The organism is Pseudomonas sp. B414 (genome assembly GCF_055408445.1).
This window is the reverse complement of sequence record NZ_JBUZTQ010000012.1, coordinates 22,655-40,698: the sequence shown is the minus strand read 5'-3', so window position 1 is coordinate 40,698 and position 18,044 is coordinate 22,655. Positions and strand designations below refer to the sequence as shown.

Genomic DNA, 18,044 nt, shown 5'->3' with positions numbered 1-18,044 from the left:
CGCAAGAGTCTTCGTAAATGCAGGGGGCGGATTGTCGCAGATTTGTGAGGGAAACAGAGCCTATTGTATGCAGGAACACTATTGGCCTCGGCGCCTATAGGGAAACACATCAATCACCTTGCCCTGCAGAATCGCCGTTTGCAGGCCCTTCCAGTAATCGGCGTCGTAGAGATCGCCGTGAAGCTCGTTGAACAGTCGGCGCTGACCAATATCGGCGAACAGGAACGGCGGGAACTCCTCAGGAAACACGTCAAGCGGCCCGATGGAATACCAGGGTTCGCTGGCCATCTCGTCTTCCGGAGTCCGTGGCTGCGGGATATATCGAAAGTTGGCTTCGGTCAGGTAGCAGATTTCGTCGTAGTCATAGAACACCACGCGGCCATGGCGGGTGACGCCAAAGTTTTTCAGCAGCATATCGCCGGGGAAGATATTGGCCGCTGCCAGCTGCTTGATCGCCAGCCCGTAGTCATCCAGCGCCTCGCGGACTTGCGCGCTGCTGGCGTTTTCCAGATACAGATTGAGCGGGGTCATGCGCCGTTCAGTCCAGCAATGGCGAATCAATACCTGATCCCCCTCCACGACCACGGTTGAAGGCGCGACTTCCAGCAATTCGGCCAGGCACTCGGGGTCGAACTTGCTGACCGGAAAGCGGAAATCGGCAAACTCCTGGGTATCGGCCATTCGCCCGACACGATCGACGCTTTTTACCAGACGGTACTTCTCGATAACCGTGGCGCGATTAACGTTTTTCGACGGTGAGAAGCGATCCTTGATCAGTTTGAATACCGTATTGAAGCCCGGCAGGGTAAACACGGTCATGACCATGCCACGCACTCCGGGGGCCATGACAAAGCGGTCATCGGTACTGGCCAAGTGATTGATCAACGCCCGGTAAAATTCGGACTTGCCATGTTTGTAAAAGCCGATCGAGGTGTACAGCTCAGCGATATGCTTGCCCGGCAGGATGCGTTTGAGAAAGCCGACAAACTCGGCCGGCACCGGCACATCCACCATGAAATACGAGCGGGTGAACGAGAAGATGATCGACACTTCGGCTTCGTCGGTAATCAGCGCGTCGATCTGAATCCCATGGCCTTCACGGTGCAGCAACGGGATCACCAGCGGCCATTGTTCGTCCCGGGTGTAGAGACGCCCCAGCAGATAGGCCCCCTTGTTGCGATAGAGCACTGACGCAAACAGCTCGATGCTCAACTGCGGGTCCTTGCACACCCAGTCCGGTAAGCTGTCGCGCAACTGGGCTTCGAGCCTGAGCAAATCCCCCGGCAGGTCGGCGTAAGGCTCATCGAAGGCAAAGTCGCTGAAAATCTGCGCCAGCACCTGCGCCAACTGCCCGCCCGGGCAATAGGTACGAGTTTGCGCAGCACGGGCCTGACGCAATACAGGACGGGTGGTGTGAATAAACATGCAACCGTCGCTGATCAGGTCATGGCTGAACAGACTGCAAAAGGTCGAGTTGTACCAGGTCTCGGCCAGCTCATCGTCGAAACGCAGGTCAATAAGACGGATATAGGCACTTTTGACCCGTGGCCATTGCTCGGCATCGAGCAAGTCCTGATCGATAAAAGCGCCCTGCAAACGTTGCCGGATTTCGCTGACCTTGCGCTCATACAGATTGATTCTGGCCGCCGAGGCAACCTGCCCATCTTGCCACTGCGCCCTTTCAAACCGGGCGCGAGCGCCATCGGTGATCTGACGAAAGTGCTCGCGGTAATCATCAAAGCCATCAAGGATCATTTGCGCGATGGCGGCCGCCGGCCAGGATTGGGGCATGGTGGAACCTCTGCACGACTGTCGGTGAGGGTTTTGTTATGAGGATGAGCTTAGTGGCCAATTGTTAGCAGGTGCAACCATTGCCTTGCGCGCAGCATCCCCTACACTGCCCGGCTCAAACCTTGTAAGGAAATTCCCGTGAGACTTGTCGATTTGGTCCGCATGCTGTCGCTGGCCGGTATTTGGGGCGCCAGTTTTCTGTTTATGCGGATAATCGCACCGGTACTCGGAACCATCCCTACGGCATTTTTTCGAGTTTCCATCGCCGCGACCGGCCTGGTAGTGATTCTGGCGCTGATGCGTGTACGTTGGGATTTCGGCGGCAAGCTCAAGGTGATCCTGATTCTGGGGGTGGTCAACTCCGGGATTCCGGCCACTCTGTATTCGGTGGCAGCCCAGGTATTACCTGCCGGTTATTCGTCCATTTTTAACGCCACCACCCCACTTATGGGCGTTTTGATTGGCGGGTTGTTTTTCAGCGAAAAACTGACTCTGACGAAAATGGCCGGGGTGTTTCTCGGGTTGCTTGGCGTAGGGATTCTGACCCGCGCCGGGCCAGTGGCTTTTAACCTGGACTTGCTGATGGGCGCCCTCGCCTGCCTGCTGGCTACCACCTTTTATGGCTTTGCCGGCTTTCTGGCACGGCGCTGGCTGGATCAGCAAGGCGGCCTGGACCCACGGCTTTCGGCGTTGGGCAGCATGCTGGGGGCCACGCTGTTCCTGTTGCCGCTGTTTGCGCTGAGCGTGGCCACTCAGCCGCCAGCCAGCTGGGGCGGCATGAGTGTGTGGCTATCGTTATTGGGGCTGGGGTTGGTATGTACGGCGTTTGCTTACATCCTGTATTTCCGTTTACTGACCAGCATCGGCCCGGTCAAATCCATGACCGTGACCTTTATGATCCCACCGTTTGGCGTGTTATGGGGCGCGCTGTTTCTTGGCGAGCCACTGTCGATGGCGCATTTGTACGGCGGCATGCTGATCGCAGTGGCGCTGTGGCTGGTGCTTAAACCTGGAGCCGCGACCAAGTAAGAACAACTCTTTGTGGGAGCGGAATTGGCTCAAGCGGGCTTACGGAACACAAACACAACGATCTAGCTCAAGGGTCGCAGCTCGCTCTGGAAAGTCCCATGCCCGCCGCCGCTAAAATAGAGCACGATATTTAGGAGTTGCCCTACATCCTTCCAAGGCGTGAGTCACTAACATCGAGAAAAACGCTCTCGAAGGAATGCATCCCGTGGCCTACGTAATCCGGGAAGGTGACCCAACCACGACCGGTGGCAAGGTGATCAAAGGATCAGCCACAACTTATGTAGAGTACCGGGAGGCCGCCAGAATCAGCGACCCGGTGTGGTGCCCCAAATGCAGCAGCATAGGATTTATCGCTGAAGGCAATCCGACCTTTATCGTTGAGGGGATTGCAGTGGCAACTCATGGGCATGCAGTGCAATGCGGCTGCCTTTTAGGCAGTAATCGTTTGCTCGCCACTCAGCGCACGATGATGGCCGCTGAAGACGGTAGAGTGACCATCGCCTCAGAGTTTGCTGCGCTGGCTCAAGCCGCCACGCACGCCTGGGCAAAAGCCATCAGTAATGGTTCCTACAAAAGCGAATACACCTGTGATATCCCGACTCAAGGACTGACTGGTTTGATCAGCCCGGAGACAACACTGCTCGAAAAAACGCAACCTGTCGTTTGCAATCATCCTGATCAGATGGAAGAGCTGGCCAGCTACATTGCCGGTGAGATGAACCGCAACATCCACGATCCGGCTGTGCTGGAGATGAAAAAGCTGATCAACTACGACCCCGATTTAGCCGCAAAGCAGTTCGCGAAACTGCCAATGCTTGCGCGCTTGGGTGGACCACCAAACTTCAGCTGTATCGCAAAGGCGCATAAAGTTGCAGCCGCCGCAATCTGGACGAGGAAGGTGGGCCAGAATCAGGAGTGGGACCACAAGCCGAAGCTGAAAGCACTGTTTAATGGCACCTTCTGGCACAAGCAAGGGAAGTACATGTACTTCTACGATATATGGTCGAATATCCATTATGGATATATCGGAATCATCGGCGGACTGTCTGAGAGCGTGTTGCTGGACGGCGCCGGGGCTGAGCAAATCGCCTCGGACGCCCTGAGAAAGGGCGAGGAATGGGTAAAAAAGCCCGCAAAGGATTGGACGCTGCCCGGGCCACACCCAACAGCCAGCCCATGGACGGAGCTGCGATCATGGGACGATGTTGCTGATAGGGTATCGATCAGTATCGGCGTGAGACTCGCCAACCTGCACCCCAACGGCGGGATAACCGCGAAGATGATCATGGACGAAGTGCTGACAATAGCACCAGAGAACTGGGGAGAAGGAATTGACAACCACAAATGCGAATAAGAGAAGGTCTGGATGCGCTTGGTTGTTATACATTCCGTTACTAGCATTATTATTTTTTGTGGGGAAGACCCTTCTTGAGCCGACAGTAACCGTGCATTACGCCGAAAACGGCAAGGAAGAACTCAAGTACATCTGGAACGTGCAACATCGGATATACAAAGGACGGATGCAACCCGGAGGCGGTACTTCTGATAATGGCTTTATCTTTCCAGACGAACACTTTTTCATGCAGTTGGATTGGTGGAGCGACAAGGGGCGCCATCACTGTGTCAGTATCACGCCAAAATGGCCGAACACTGACATCTATCTCGATGCCAACGGCGGCATTGACAGGAGTGAAGGCAGCGGTACAGACGAAGACAGCTTGAAACAATGCGTCATCGACACTGCAAAGCCCTGACAGAGGCCATGGCATGCGCACTGCAAATGGCCTCAACATCAGTAAATCAAAGCTTCAGACTAATGTGCCCGCGCGGGTCACATCCCTACAGAGTGCAGCCACCACGCATAGACCGTGACCTTTATGATCCCGCCGTTTGGCGTGTTATGGGGCGCGCTGTTTCTCGGTGAGCCACTGTCGATGGCGCATTTGTATGGCGGCATGCTGATCGCAGTGGCACTGTGGCTGGTGCTTAAGCCTGGAGCCGCGACCAAGTAAGAACAACTCTTTGTGGGAGCGGCATTGGCTCAAGCGGGCTTACGGAACACAAACATCAGACCGATGATAATCATCGCCATCCCGAGCAGGCTCAAGGCTGCAAGCTTGTTGCCAAAGATCAGGTAGTCCATCACTGCGGTCACCGCAGGCACCAGATAGAACAAGCTGGTGACATTGACCAGATTACCCCTGGCGATCATCCGGTACAGCAGCAAAGTTGCCAGTACCGAGACCACCAGCCCCATCCACAACACCGGTACGACAAAGCCCGCACTGTGTTCAAAGTGAAACGGCTGGAACGGCACAAACACCGCACAGGCCAGCAACCCCGCCAGGTATTGCAACGGCAGCGTGCCCAGCGGGTTTTGCGTAATGCGCTTCTGCATCAAGGTGCCTGCCGTCATGCTGGCCAGTGCCAACAGGGCGTAGAGCATTCCGGTCCATGACAAACCTGCCAGACCGATGCCCTGGTACACCACCAGGACCAAGCCGGCCAGCCCCAGCAGCAACCCCAGGGAACGACTGAAGGAATGCCTGCGCTCCATGATCACCGCGGTAAGAATCGGCTGTACCCCCATAACGGTGGCCATCACCCCGGGGGTGACTTTCAGATCCAGCGCCAGCAGATAAAAGATCTGATACGCCCCCAGCAGCACCACGCCGGTGGCCAATGCATAACTGATCGCCCGGTTGCCACGGGGCAGTTGAAACTTCATCAACGGAATTATCAGCATTAGCGCCAGCAGGGCGATGGCAAAACGAATCAACAAAAAGGCAAACGGCGACGCATGCGCCAGCCCCCATTTTGAGAAAATCGCGCCGCTGCTCCACAGCAGTACAAACAGGCACGTGGACGCAGCCGCCAGCGCGGACTCTTTGGAAATCGAAAACATGGATAGCACCTGTCATCAGGCAAAAAAGCCGACTCAGCCGTAGCTGAAGTTCATTGGTTTTTTAGACGGGTACGGGCAACCGAACGCTCGGCTCAGCCCGCTACAACACCCGGTGGCGATACGACGACGTACACCACAGTGCGACTGACAGGAGGAGGATAGTGACTGATCTGCGCAGGCTGCTGATTCCCGCACGTCACCACGCCAGCAAAGACTGCTGAAGCGACGCAACTGTGAGGAATGGAAACCGGCATGGGCTGATCTTTTTTGAAGAGAACAATCGAATACCAACTATAACCAGCGCTCGACATCAAATGCAACGACTCAGCTGATTAAAAACACACGGGAGTCGAGTAAATCAGTGGGCTGCCAATTCACTAAATGTTCCTTATGCCAAGACCCAGATCCCGCTGCGGGCGCCATGAAGGTGTACCAGGAACTGGGGTTTCAATTTGATGCATTCGGGCGGCTTGTTGTCCGCTTAGAGAAAGATTAGCATCGACTTCGTTGTACAATAAACAACCAATCTGGTGGCAATATGCCGATCACGATCACAACGCCTGCCCCCACCCAACACAAGCCTCGTACTGAGAGCAAGCCCATGGGCTCAACAGCTTCGATCTCCCAGCAGCGTTTTTTGCGCATTACGCTCAACGGCAGTAAAGCTGATGAACCTGCAGGTGTTTTAGCGGGCAGCTGACTTAAAAAACTCCAAAAAAAAACCGCTCGTGAATGAGCGGTTTTTTTGGGTATGAAATCAGCCAAACAACCAGCGCCATAACAGCACCAGCACCAGTACCGCCAATATCGGCCGGGCAATGCGGTACAGCTTGGGATTACGGCGCTTCCACTGCTTGACCACGCCACTGAAGCGGTCGCTGAAGGTTTTGCTCCAGGCGTAAGCCTTGTTGATACCGCCTACGCGCTCGTCATCGAGGTTCTGCGGTGCGGTGGCTTTACCCAGTTGTGCGCTGACCCAACGGTTGATGCGGGTCATCAGCGGGCTGGTCAGTGGGCGTTCGATATCGCAAAACAGGATGACGCGGGTGATATCGGTTTCGTTCTTGACCCAGTGTACGTACGTCTCGTCGAACATCACGTCTTCACCGTCACGCCAGGCATATTCCTCGCCATCGACAAAGATGCGGCAGGCATCGGAGTTGGGGGTCGACAAGCCAAGGTGATAACGCAGCGATCCGGCAAACGGGTCGCGATGCGGGTTGAGGTGGCTACCGCCCGGCAGCAAGGCGAACATGGCACCTTTGACGTTGGGGATGCTGTTGACCAGCTCAACGGTTTTCGGGCACAGCAATTCAGCCGATGGCAGCGCCTTGTCGTACCATTTGAGGTAAAAGCGCTTCCAGCCTTTTTTGAAGAACGAGCCAAAGCCGGCGTCGTTGTTCTTTTCTGCAGCGCGAATGTAACCCTCGTCAAACAGGTGCATGGCTTCTTCGCGGATCGCTTGCCAGTTGTCCTTGAGCACATCCAGTTCGGGGAACTTGCTGCGGTCCAGGTAAGGTTTGGACGGCACGCCCGAGAACAGGTACATCAGGGCATTGTAGGGCGCAAAGAACGCGGAGTGGTTGACGAACTGGCGCAACACCGGCAACCGCGCCTTGCCGCGCAAATGCACGTAAAGAATGCTGCCGACAAACAGCAGTATCAGCCCTGCCTTGATGGCGAAGGATAAGGTCATGCAACAACTCCTCGAAAATACCGTGCGGCAACCATAGCCCGACGTGGCAGCCGGCCATGATAAATACTACCGACGTAGGACAAAACCAGCGAATTCCAATATTCAGCCTTAAGTCTTACGTAACAACGGCCAATTATGCCCAAGCGGTTGCTTAAACCGCTTGATTTGCGTCAGTTGCAAAACCCTGCGGAGCCGGCAAGCCGGCCCCTGACAATGTTACTGATGCAATTCCTGCTCGCTGAACATATCGCTGAACAGGAAACTCGACAGGTAGCGTTCGCCCGAATCAGGGAAGATCACGACAATGGTCTTGCCCTGCATTTCCGGGGTTTCCGCCAGGCGCACCGCTGCGGCCATGGCGGCACCGCTGGAGATCCCGCACAGGATGCCTTCTTCGTGCATCAGGCGCAGGGCCATGGCCTTGGATTCGTCATCACTGACCAGCTCAACCTTGTCGACAATCGACAGATCCAGGTTTTTCGGCACAAAACCCGCGCCGATGCCCTGGATCTTGTGCGGTGAAGGCTTGATCTCTTCACCGGCGAGCGCCTGGGTAATCACCGGCGAAGTGATGGGTTCTACCGCGACCGACAGGATCGGCTTGCCCTGGGTGTGCTTGATATAGCGCGAAACTCCGGTAATGGTGCCACCGGTGCCGACGCCAGACACCAGTACATCGACCCCGCCATCGGTGTCATTCCAGATTTCCGGGCCGGTGGTCTTTTCGTGAATCGCCGGGTTGGCCGGGTTTTCAAACTGCTGGGGCATAAAATAATTGAGCGTATCGCTGGCCAGAATTTCGGCGGCCTTGTCGATGGCGCCTTTCATGCCCTTGGCCGGCTCGGTCAGGACCAGTTCGGCCCCCAGAGCCTTGAGTACCTTGCGCCGCTCAAGACTCATCGATGAAGGCATGGTCAGGATCAATTTGTAACCGCGAGCCGCAGCAACAAACGCCAGGCCAATGCCGGTATTGCCCGAGGTCGGTTCGATAATGGTCATACCCGGCTTGAGCACGCCACGGCTCTCGGCGTCCCAGATCATATTGGCGCCGATCCGGCATTTCACAGAGTAGCCAGGGTTACGGCCTTCGGTCTTGGCCAGGATAGTCACGCCACGGGGGGCGATGCTGTTGATCTGTATTAAAGGCGTATTACCGATGGATTGGGCGTTGTCTGCAAAAATGCGGCTCATGGCGAGGTCCTTGTGCACCTTTTGGGAAGGCCTCAAGGGTAGGCCTCACGTTCACAGGCGTCCAGTCATGGCGTGACGCCTTATTCAGAGACTGAATGGCGCGTCTGCGTTCACGTTATGCGGGTAGCGCGTTATAGTCGGACATACTTTTTTGGTTCTCCCGCCCTGCCCTTTGCAGGGCCCGGGTCATGGCTTGAGGAATTGCAGATGAAGTTTGAAGGCACCCGCGCCTATGTGGCCACCGATGACCTGAAGCTGGCGGTCAACGCGGCCATCACCCTGGAACGTCCGCTGCTGGTGAAGGGCGAGCCCGGCACCGGCAAGACCATGCTGGCCGAACAACTGGCCGAATCCTTTGGCTGCAAGCTGATCACCTGGCATATCAAGTCCACCACCAAGGCCCACCAGGGCCTGTACGAGTACGACGCGGTCAGCCGCCTGCGCGACTCGCAACTGGGCGTGGACAAGGTTCACGATGTGCGCAATTACCTGAAAAAGGGCAAGTTGTGGGAAGCCTTCGAGGCCGAAGAGCGGGTGATCCTGCTGATTGACGAAATCGACAAGGCCGATATCGAGTTCCCCAACGACCTGCTGCAAGAACTCGACAAGATGGAGTTCTACGTTTACGAGACAGACGAGACGATCAAGGCCAAAGTCCGACCGATCATTATCATTACTTCCAACAACGAAAAAGAACTGCCTGACGCGTTTCTGCGCCGTTGTTTCTTCCACTACATCAGCTTCCCGGATCGCACCACCCTGCAAAAAATTGTCGACGTGCACTTCCCGAACATCAAGCAGGAGCTGGTGAGCGAAGCCCTGGACGTATTTTTTGATGTGCGCAAAGTCCCCGGGCTAAAGAAAAAGCCTTCAACCTCCGAGCTGGTGGACTGGCTCAAGCTGCTGATGGCCGACAATATCGGCGAAGCCGTATTGCGCGAACGAGATCCGACCAAGGCCATTCCGCCACTGGCGGGCGCGCTGGTGAAAAACGAGCAGGACGTGCAATTGCTTGAGCGCCTGGCGTTTATGAGCCGTCGTCCCAATCGCTGATTTTTCGAGAAGGCGATAAGCATGCTGCTTAATCTGTTCAATGAAATGCGCGCGGCCAAGGTTCCGGTTTCAGTGCGTGAGCTGCTGGACCTGATCAATGCCCTGAAAAACCGCGTGACCTTCGCCGACATGGACGAGTTTTATTTTCTGGCGCGCACAATTCTGGTGAAGGACGAGCGCCATTTTGACAAGTTTGACCGGGCCTTCGGCGCCTATTTTAATGGTTTGCAGAACCTCAACGAGCACCTTGAAGCCCTGATCCCCGAAGACTGGCTGCGCAAGGAATTCGAGCGTTCGCTAAGCGACGAGGGCCGTGCCCAGCTCCAGTCCCTGGGCGGCCTGGACAAGCTGATCGAGGCGTTCAAACAACGCCTTGAGGAGCAAAAGGAACGCCATGCCGGGGGCAACAAGTGGATCGGCACCGGTGGCACCAGCCCGTTCGGCTCGGGCGGCTATCACCCCGAAGGCATTCGCGTGGGCGATGCCGGAGCGCGCCAGGGCAAGGCGGCCAAGGTATGGGAGCAGCGCGAGTACAAGAACCTCGACGATCAGGTCGAACTGGGCACGCGCAATATCAAGATCGCGCTGCGCCGTCTGCGGAAATTCGCCCGCCAGGGCGCTGCAGAAGAACTGGATATCGACGGCACCATCGACCATACCGCCCGCGATGCCGGACTGCTGAATATTCAGATGCGTCCAGAGCGGCGCAACAATATCAAACTGCTGTTGCTGTTCGATATCGGCGGCTCGATGGACTCCCATATCAAGATCTGCGAAGAGCTGTTTTCCGCGTGCAGAACCGAGTTCAAGCATCTGGAGTACTACTACTTCCACAACTTCATCTATGAGTCGGTGTGGAAGAATAACCAGCGTCGTCAGGTTGAGCGTATTTCGACCCAGGACCTGCTGAACAAGTACGGCGCCGATTACAAGGTGATCATTATCGGTGACGCGACGATGGGACCGTATGAGATCACCCATGCCGGGGGCAGTGTTGAGCACTGGAACGAAGAGCCGGGTTACAAGTGGATGCAGCGCTTTATGGAGAAATACAAAAAGCTGGTGTGGATTAACCCGTATCCCAAGGACACATGGCATTACACGGCTTCGATCGGGATCGTCCGTGATCTGATCGAAGACCGCATGTATCCACTGACCCTGGACGGGCTGGAAGAAGGGATGCGGTTTTTGGCGAAGTAACACAGATGATGCATTGAACCTGTGGGAGCGGGCTTGCTCGCGATGGCAACAATGCCGTTAACCTGAAACACCGCGTTGTCTGAATCGCAGGCAAACCAGCTCCCACAAGTTTTGTGGCACCACAAAATTCAAACTTGGCAGGGAACATTGTGGGAGCGAGCTTGCTCGCGATGCAGGCGGTGGGGTTTGGCTGAAGCACCGCTGATGCCATCGCAGGCAAGCCAGCTTCCACATGGATTTCAGCCGAACCGCTGCATAAACCCCACATGCTGACGCTGCGCCGCCTCCTGCGTGGTCGGGCGCATGGACACGCCCTCCCCCGGCAAACACTGGGCCAGCCGCGCCAGCGCCAAAGGTGTCAAGGCACCCAGGCGCGGGTAGCCACCAATGGTCTGTCGATCATTAAGCAATACAATCGGCTGACCATCGGGGGGCACCTGAATGGCCCCCAGCGGTATCCCTTCAGAAATCATCGGTGCGCCCTGATACACCAACGCAGGCCCGAGCAAGCGAATGCCCATGCGATCGGCGCGAGTGTCCAGCGTCCACGGGCTGTTGAAGGCGTCGAAGGTACTTTGCCCGCTGAAGGCGCCAATTTGCGCTCCCAGCACCACGTCCAGCGCCGGATTGGCGCTAAAGCCCGGTTGCAACTCGCGGGGCAACTCACGCAATGGCCGTACATCCCCCGCAAAACTCAGTTCATCACCGGCGACCAGCCCGCGACCCAAGCCATCCGGCCCACCGAGCTGCTCGCGGGCCACGGTGGCGCAACTGCCCAATACTTGCGGCGCAACAAAGCCCGCAGGAGCTGCCAGATAAGCCCGGGCACCGCTCAGTGGCTGGGTAAATGCCAGGGTCTGGCCTTTTTTCAGGGCAAAACTGCGCCAGGGCTTGAGCGCCTGGCCGTCCACTGTGGCCGCAAGGTCGGCGCCCGCCAGTGCCAGGGTGCAATCGGCCTGGGCGACCAGGGTCAGGCCACCCAGGGTGATTTCAATAACCGCCGCATCCGGTGAGTTGCCCAGCAGCCAATTGGCCCAGGCCATCGACAGCCAGTCCGCGGCGCCGCCCTGGGTCACGCCCAGATGGCGCACGCCAAATCGCCCGGCATCCTGCAACAGGCACAACGGCGTGCTGGCCTGAATCAATAAATGGCTCATGCCAGGGCCTCCTGAGGCGTGTCATCACCGCCTAAACGGATAAATTCAGCGTGGGAAATGGGCGCGAATTGCACTGTATCGCCCGGTTGCATCAGGCTGTAGCCCTCACGCTCGCGGTCAAACAGCGCACTTGGGGTACGCCCGATCAGGTTCCAGCCGCCAGGGGATTGCGCCGGGTAAGCCGCAGTCTGGCGCTCGGCAATGCCGACGCTGCCGCTGGCAACCCGTTTGCGCGGCGTATTCAGCCGTGGCGCAGCCAAAGCCTCTTCAACCAGGCCCATAAAGGCAAAACCCGGGGCAAAGCCCAGAGCAAATACCTGGTACTCATGCTCGCTGTGACGACGAATCACATCTTTGACCGAGCAAGCCGCGCGCTTGGCCAGCAGGTTCAGTTCCGGCCCAACGCTCAGGTCGTACCACACCGGCAACACATGGCACTGGCCAAGGTTGCGGGTTTCCGGGCGCAGATCGGTCAGGGCCTGGGCGATCAATTCACGGGCCTGGGCCGGGGTCAGCGCCAGCCCGTCGTAATGCACCATCAGCGTGGTGTAAGACGGCACCAGATCGATCAGATGCCCGGCAAAACAGGCACGCAGCCGTTCACTGGTGGCCAGCATCCACGGCATATTGGTTTCGGCGATTTCATCGAACAGACGCAGCATCAGGCAGTCGAGTGCTACGACCTCGATACGCGGCTTCATGCCTGCGCCTGCTGATTCAAGGCCTCGCGAATACGCTGCACGGCGGCAACCGAACTGGCGTTATCGCCATGCACACACAGGGTATTGGCATGCAGATGCAAAGCACTGCCGTCATTGGCAACCAGCGCCTTGCCCGCAGCGATGGTCAGGGCCTGCTGCACAATGACATCCGACTCGTGGTGGACTGCCCCCGGCAATTGGCGAGAGACCAGACGTCCGGCGCTGTCATAAGCGCGGTCGGCGAAGGCTTCGAACCACAATGTGACGCCGAACTCATCGCCCAGCGCCTGGGCCGCGCTGTTGTCGCGAGTGGCCATCAGCATCAGCGGCAAGCTTGCATCGTAAGCAGCCACGGCCTGAATCACTGCCCGCAGTTGCGCCGGGTTGGCCATCATGTCGTTGTACATCGCACCGTGGGGTTTGACGTAGCTGACCCGGGTGCCCTGAGCGCGGCAAATACCGTCCAGCGCGCCGATCTGATAGTGCAGCAAATCCTGCACTTCTTGCGCCGAATAGCTCATCGAGCGGCGGCCAAAGCCCGCCAGGTCCTGATACGCCGGGTGGGCGCCGATTTTCACGTTGTGCGTCACGGCTAGCGCTACGGTCTTGCGCATGATGCTCGGGTCGCCGGCGTGAAAGCCGCAGGCAATGTTGGCGCAATCGATAAACGGCATGACTTCGGCATCCAGGCCCATGGTCCAGCTGCCAAAACTCTCACCAATGTCGCAATTCAATAACAGGCGGCTCACGATGATGCTCCTGTGGTCTTTTTATAGATTAGGTAGGATCATTTTTCGACAGCCGCGTGCCGTTCGTCCAACTAATAAAAGCCGGACTCGGACATAAGAAAAATTTGATTGCTAAACAAACACAGTGGGAGCGGGCTTGCTCGCGATGGCATCACCTCGGTCGGCCTTACAGACCGTGCCGATTGCATCGCGAGCAAGCCCGCTCCCACAAAAAACCAGCCAGTATCAAGAGGGTTGTTTCAACAAGGGATCAGTAGCTGCGCTCGCGGCGGGCAATGCGTTCGCGCTGGCGTTTGCCACCGAGCACTACCCAGTCCACCAAGCGGAAAAAACCTTCAACAATAAAGGAAAACAACAAGGCACCTGCCATCGCCCAGCCAATGGCACTTGGCGAAAGCATTACCTGCCAAGTGTAAGCATTGTAGGTTTCTTCGCGGATGGCCGGGTCAGCCGCATAGGCCACTTGCAGGGCGCGCATGTACCACGGGCCTTGCATGGCCTGGAACTGCTCATCGAGCAGGCGTTGACGGTTGAGCAAGGTGCCCAGGCTGCTGGCATCGCTGCGGAACACCGGGTCATCGCTGGCCTGGTAATGAGCTACGAGAGCTTGCAGATCGCCTTTGAAAAACTGGTTGGCAGTGTTCTGGAACCCCGCCAGGCCAGTCTGCGCCTCGATCAGATGAGCTTCGACACGATTGGCGTAATCATTGATAAACCCCGGCACTTGCACGCCCAGCAACAGCCCAAGCGTAAACAACACCAACCGCAGGTAGCTCAGGAACATACACGCCCATCCTTATTCGGTTGTGCCCTGGCTGACGCATTCGCCGCGACGCCACAGGCTCCATTGACCCGGTTCGTAGCGCGTCCAGGTTTCATTTTCGGTCAACGGCTCGGTGGCGATCACAGTGACCACATCGTTGGGTGTGGTTTCTGCCTGAAAGTCGACGATTACATCGACATCTTTCAAGCGTGCCGGGCCAAACGGCGCACGGCGGGTAATTTGCGCCAGCTTGGTCGAGCAGTAGCAAAACAGCCAGTCACCGTCGCTGAGCAGGCAGTTGAAGACGCCCTTGCTGCGAAACTCGGCGCAGGCCGCTACCAGCACCGGCAGGATGCGTTCAACGTCTACCGGCTCGGGGAAAGCTTCGCGTACCCGGTTGAGCAGATCACAGAATGCCGCTTCGCTGTCGGTGTCACCAATGGGTCGGTAGAAACTTGTGCTCGGGGAAAAATCGGCCAGCTGGCCATTGTGCGCAAAACACCAGTTACGCCCCCACAACTCGCGTACAAACGGGTGGGTATTGGACAGGCACACCTTGCCCACATTGGCCTGGCGGATATGACCAATCACCACTTCGCTTTTGATCGGGTAACGCTGTACCAGCAAGGCGACTTCGGAGTCGCAACTGGCGCCCGGGTCCTGGAACAGACGCAAGCCACGGCCTTCGTAGAAGGCAATACCCCAGCCATCGCGATGCGGGCCGGTACGCCCGCCACGCTGCATCAGGCCGGTAAAGCTGAACACAATATCGGTCGGGACGTTGGCGCTCATGCCCAATAGTTCACACATGCTCGCACTCTCGCATTCAGGCTCGACGAAAAAATTACAACCGCGGCTCAACCCGCGTTGGCGCCGCTGCACGCTGCGCGCTTTGCGGCGCATAACGGTCATTGCCAGCAGAGCCGAAAGGCTGGTCGTCTTCCGGGTCGTGTGCATGCGCCTGTGCTGTCGCATCGGCCTGCGCCTTGCGGGCTTTGCTCGCACGCTCGATTGGCCAGCGGATCAACACAAAGCCCCCATACAGGACCAACGCAATAATGGCGTACATCAACAAGTCAGAAACAGCACGCCAGGCGTTGTTGCCGACTTTAAAGGCCAGATCCAGAGCGGTAATCGCCACCGCTGGCGCGAATTGTTCCTTGACCGGGTCAATAATGGTCGGGCTGAACAGCAACACGGCCATTAACACACGCAGCGGTTCGCGCAACCAGCGCCACATAAAGCGGGTCAGGCGAAACCATACGAGCAGGCAGCCCAAAGCGGCAAAGGCGTAAAGGCCCCATGCGATCAGATAGTCGTTCTCGGTCATGGTATCCATGGTCGGCAGGCAATGAGAGGCTATGATAACGGCTTTTAGGCAGTGCGGCTGCAACGCCGTCAGCGTCACTTCTTTTTCATGCAGATTTCAGAGCACACTTAATGACCCAATCAGCCTACGCCAACAGCGCTCCTATCGCACATAAGGTCGAGGGGGATGACCCCTACTCATGGTTGCAAAATCGCGACAGCGATGAGGTTTTGGACTACCTGAGAGCCGAAAACAGCTATCAGGAGGCGCAATTGGCCGACCAGGCCGCATTGCGCGAGACGCTGTTTCAGGAAATCAAGGGCCGGATTCGCGAGACCGACCTGTCGCTGCCCTCCCCATGGGGCCCGTATCTGTATTACACCCGCACCAATGCCGGTGACGAATACGCCCGCCATTACCGCTGCCCGCGCCCGACCGATGACAGCCAACAGGTCGACGAGAATGCAGAACACTTGCTGCTGGATCCGAACGTCCTGGCGGCTGGCGGGTTTATTTCCCTGGGTGCCTTCAGCATCAGCCCCGATCACCAGCGCCTGGCCTACAGCCTGGACACCAGTGGTGAAGAGACTTATCGCCTGTTCGTCAAAGAACTGAGCAGCGGCGCTGTCAGCGAGCTGCCGTTTGAAGACTGCGATGGCAGCATGACCTGGGCCAATGACAGCCAGACCCTGTTTTTCGCTGAACTGGACGACACCCATCGCCCGCACAAACTGTTTCGCCATACCTTGGGCGAGACAGATGCCCAAGAGATGTTTCATGAGCCCGACGGGCGTTTTTTCCTGCATTGCTACCGTTCAAGTTCCGAGCGCCAGCTGATTCTGTTGCTCAACAGCAAAACCACAAGCGAAACCTGGGTACTGGATGCCAACCTGCCGCGCCAGCCGTTCAGCTGTCTGGCACCACGGGTTGAAAACCACGACTACAGCGTCGATCACGGTCTGTTTGAAGGCCAGTGGGCGTGGTTTATCCGCACCAATCAGGACGGCATCAACTTTGCCCTGTATTACGCCTTCGGCGAGGTACCGTCACGCAATGACTGGCAGCCGCTGATTGCCCATAGCGACAGCGTGATGCTCGAAGGCATGACCCTCAACGCCCAGGCTTTGTGCCTGAGCCTGCGCGAGGGAGGCTTGCCAATTATCGAAATACGCCCCGACGGCCAGCCGTCATATCGTGTGCAACTGCCGGACGCGGCCTACAGCCTGTATGTGCAAGACAGCCTGGAATTTGACAGCCAGTATATTCGCCTGCGCTACGAGGCCCTGAATCGCCCGGCGCAAGTACGCCAGTTGACTCTCGCCACCGGCGAACAAAGCGTACTCAAGGAAACCCCGGTGCTGGGGCCTTTCAATGCCGATGATTACGTCAGCCATCGCCTCTGGGCCACCGCCCCCGATGGCACTCAGGTGCCGATCAGCCTGGTGGTCAAACGCGATGTGATGGGCAAACCTGTGCCGCTTTACCTGTATGGCTACGGTGCCTATGGCGAATGCCTTGATCCGTGGTTTTCCCATGCCCGGCTGAGCCTGCTCGATCGCGGCGTGGCCTTTGCCATTGCCCATGTGCGTGGCGGTGGAGAGTTGGGCGAGGCTTGGTATCGCGCTGGGAAGCAGGAGTTCAAGCACAACACTTTCAGTGACTTTATCGCCTGCGCCGAACATCTGATCGACCAGGGCCTGACCAGCAGCGAGCAACTGATTATCAGTGGCGGCAGCGCCGGCGGCCTGTTGATCGGTGCCGTACTCAATCAGCGCCCGGAGCTGTTCAAGGCGGCGATTGCTGAAGTGCCGTTTGTGGATGTGCTGAACACCATGCTCGACCCGGACCTGCCGCTGACCGTCACCGAATACGACGAATGGGGCAACCCGCAAGAGCCTGAAGTGTATGAGCGAATCAAGGCTTACGCGCCGTATGAAAATGTCACTGCACAAGCCTACCCGGCAATGCTGGTGATTGCCGGCTACAACGACAGCCGCGTGCAATATTGGGAAGCGGCCAAATGGGTGGCCAAGCTGCGCGCCACCAAGACCGACGACAACCTGCTACTGCTCAAGACCGAGCTGGAAGCTGGCCATGGTGGCATGAGCGGGCGCTATCAGGGCTTGCGCGACGTGGCGCTGGAATATGGCTTTGTGTTCAAGGTGCTGGGTATTTGAATATGGGCTTTCTTGCGATGGCATCACTGCGGTTTGCCTGACAAACCGCGTCGCCAGCATCGCAGGCAAGCCAGCTCCCACAGGTTTTGCGTCATTCACAAAATTCGGACCTTGCCGGGATCATTATGTGGGAGCGGGCTTGCTCGCGATGGCATCCACCCGATTTTCCTGACAAGACCGCGTCACCAGCATCGCAGGCAAGCCAGCTCCCACAGGTTTTGCGCTTCTCACAAAATTCGGACCTTGCCGGGTCATTATGTGGGAGCGAGCTTGCTCGCGATGGCATCGCTGCGGTTTACCTGACAAACCGCGTCGCCAGCATC

Annotated in this window: 16 protein-coding genes and 1 pseudogene; 7 read left to right on the top strand and 10 right to left on the bottom strand. The window is 57.4% G+C overall.

Going from position 1 to position 18,044, the window contains the following annotated elements:
- Window positions 1–78 precede the first annotated feature (78 nt).
- Window positions 79–1,791 carry a bifunctional isocitrate dehydrogenase kinase/phosphatase gene (aceK, locus tag ACZRMH_RS12475; protein ID WP_464013650.1) on the bottom strand — a complete coding sequence of 571 codons (1,713 nt, stop codon included), beginning with the start codon at window positions 1,789–1,791 and terminating at the stop codon, window positions 79–81.
- Window positions 1,792–1,929: 138 nt separating this feature from the next.
- Between aceK and ACZRMH_RS12470 the strand changes: the two genes are divergently transcribed.
- The 4 genes and pseudogenes from ACZRMH_RS12470 to ACZRMH_RS12455 all read left to right on the top strand — a co-directional run.
- Window positions 1,930–2,820 carry a DMT family transporter gene (locus tag ACZRMH_RS12470; protein ID WP_464013649.1) on the top strand — a complete coding sequence of 297 codons (891 nt, stop codon included), beginning with the start codon at window positions 1,930–1,932 and terminating at the stop codon, window positions 2,818–2,820.
- A gap of 205 nt (window positions 2,821–3,025) precedes the next feature.
- Entirely contained in the window at window positions 3,026–4,174 is a 1,149-nt protein-coding gene (locus tag ACZRMH_RS12465) for a polymorphic toxin type 44 domain-containing protein (protein ID WP_464013648.1), read from the top strand.
- Window positions 4,175–4,196: 22 nt separating this feature from the next.
- Entirely contained in the window at window positions 4,197–4,574 is a 378-nt protein-coding gene (locus ACZRMH_RS12460) for a hypothetical protein (protein ID WP_464013726.1), read from the top strand.
- Between the two features lie 111 nt (window positions 4,575–4,685).
- Window positions 4,686–4,832, top strand: a pseudogene (locus ACZRMH_RS12455) (EamA/RhaT family transporter); the annotation flags it as partial.
- A gap of 29 nt (window positions 4,833–4,861) precedes the next feature.
- Here ACZRMH_RS12455 and ACZRMH_RS12450 read toward each other — a convergent pair.
- From ACZRMH_RS12450 to cysK, 3 genes are all read right to left on the bottom strand, one after another.
- On the bottom strand, window positions 4,862–5,725 hold the full coding sequence (locus ACZRMH_RS12450) for a DMT family transporter (protein WP_464013647.1): 864 nt from the start codon (window positions 5,723–5,725) through the stop codon (window positions 4,862–4,864).
- Window positions 5,726–6,482: 757 nt separating this feature from the next.
- A complete protein-coding gene (locus ACZRMH_RS12445; RefSeq protein WP_464013646.1) occupies window positions 6,483–7,421 on the bottom strand; it encodes an aspartyl/asparaginyl beta-hydroxylase domain-containing protein in 939 nt (312 codons plus the stop codon).
- Window positions 7,422–7,637: 216 nt separating this feature from the next.
- Entirely contained in the window at window positions 7,638–8,612 is a 975-nt protein-coding gene (gene cysK / locus ACZRMH_RS12440) for a cysteine synthase A (protein ID WP_464013645.1), read from the bottom strand.
- Between the two features lie 207 nt (window positions 8,613–8,819).
- On the opposite strand from cysK, the gene ACZRMH_RS12435 reads away from it, so the two are divergent.
- The gene (locus ACZRMH_RS12435) at window positions 8,820–9,665 is read left to right on the top strand and encodes an AAA family ATPase (protein WP_464013644.1); all 846 of its coding nucleotides are present in this window, start codon (window positions 8,820–8,822) and stop codon (window positions 9,663–9,665) included.
- Between the two features lie 21 nt (window positions 9,666–9,686).
- Entirely contained in the window at window positions 9,687–10,865 is a 1,179-nt protein-coding gene (locus ACZRMH_RS12430; RefSeq protein ID WP_464013643.1) for a vWA domain-containing protein, read from the top strand.
- 239 nt (window positions 10,866–11,104) lie between these two features.
- On the opposite strand, the gene ACZRMH_RS12425 is transcribed toward ACZRMH_RS12430, so the two are convergent.
- The 6 genes from ACZRMH_RS12425 to ACZRMH_RS12400 form a co-directional block, all read right to left on the bottom strand.
- A complete protein-coding gene (locus ACZRMH_RS12425; RefSeq protein ID WP_464013642.1) occupies window positions 11,105–12,022 on the bottom strand; it encodes a 5-oxoprolinase subunit C family protein in 918 nt (305 codons plus the stop codon).
- On the bottom strand, window positions 12,019–12,723 hold the full coding sequence (locus ACZRMH_RS12420; RefSeq protein WP_464013641.1) for a 5-oxoprolinase subunit B family protein: 705 nt from the start codon (window positions 12,721–12,723) through the stop codon (window positions 12,019–12,021). The genes ACZRMH_RS12425 and ACZRMH_RS12420 overlap by 4 nt, the downstream gene beginning before the upstream one ends.
- Complete coding sequence (locus ACZRMH_RS12415; protein ID WP_464013640.1) at window positions 12,720–13,472, bottom strand: 5-oxoprolinase subunit PxpA; 753 nt, start codon at window positions 13,470–13,472, stop codon at window positions 12,720–12,722. The genes ACZRMH_RS12420 and ACZRMH_RS12415 overlap by 4 nt, the downstream gene beginning before the upstream one ends.
- A 250-nt stretch (window positions 13,473–13,722) precedes the next feature.
- Window positions 13,723–14,256, bottom strand: coding sequence for a DUF2937 family protein (locus ACZRMH_RS12410; RefSeq protein ID WP_464013639.1), 534 nt, complete (start codon window positions 14,254–14,256; stop codon window positions 13,723–13,725).
- A gap of 12 nt (window positions 14,257–14,268) precedes the next feature.
- Window positions 14,269–15,045: a class II glutamine amidotransferase gene (locus ACZRMH_RS12405; protein WP_464013638.1), complete on the bottom strand. Its 777-nt coding sequence runs from the start codon at window positions 15,043–15,045 to the stop codon at window positions 14,269–14,271.
- A gap of 34 nt (window positions 15,046–15,079) precedes the next feature.
- The gene (locus ACZRMH_RS12400) at window positions 15,080–15,574 is read right to left on the bottom strand and encodes an MFS transporter (protein WP_464013637.1); all 495 of its coding nucleotides are present in this window, start codon (window positions 15,572–15,574) and stop codon (window positions 15,080–15,082) included.
- Window positions 15,575–15,675: 101 nt separating this feature from the next.
- Between ACZRMH_RS12400 and ACZRMH_RS12395 the strand changes: the two genes are divergently transcribed.
- Window positions 15,676–17,721 (top strand): S9 family peptidase, encoded by a 2,046-nt coding sequence (locus tag ACZRMH_RS12395; RefSeq protein WP_464013636.1) that lies wholly within the window; start codon window positions 15,676–15,678, stop codon window positions 17,719–17,721.
- Window positions 17,722–18,044 lie beyond the last annotated feature (323 nt).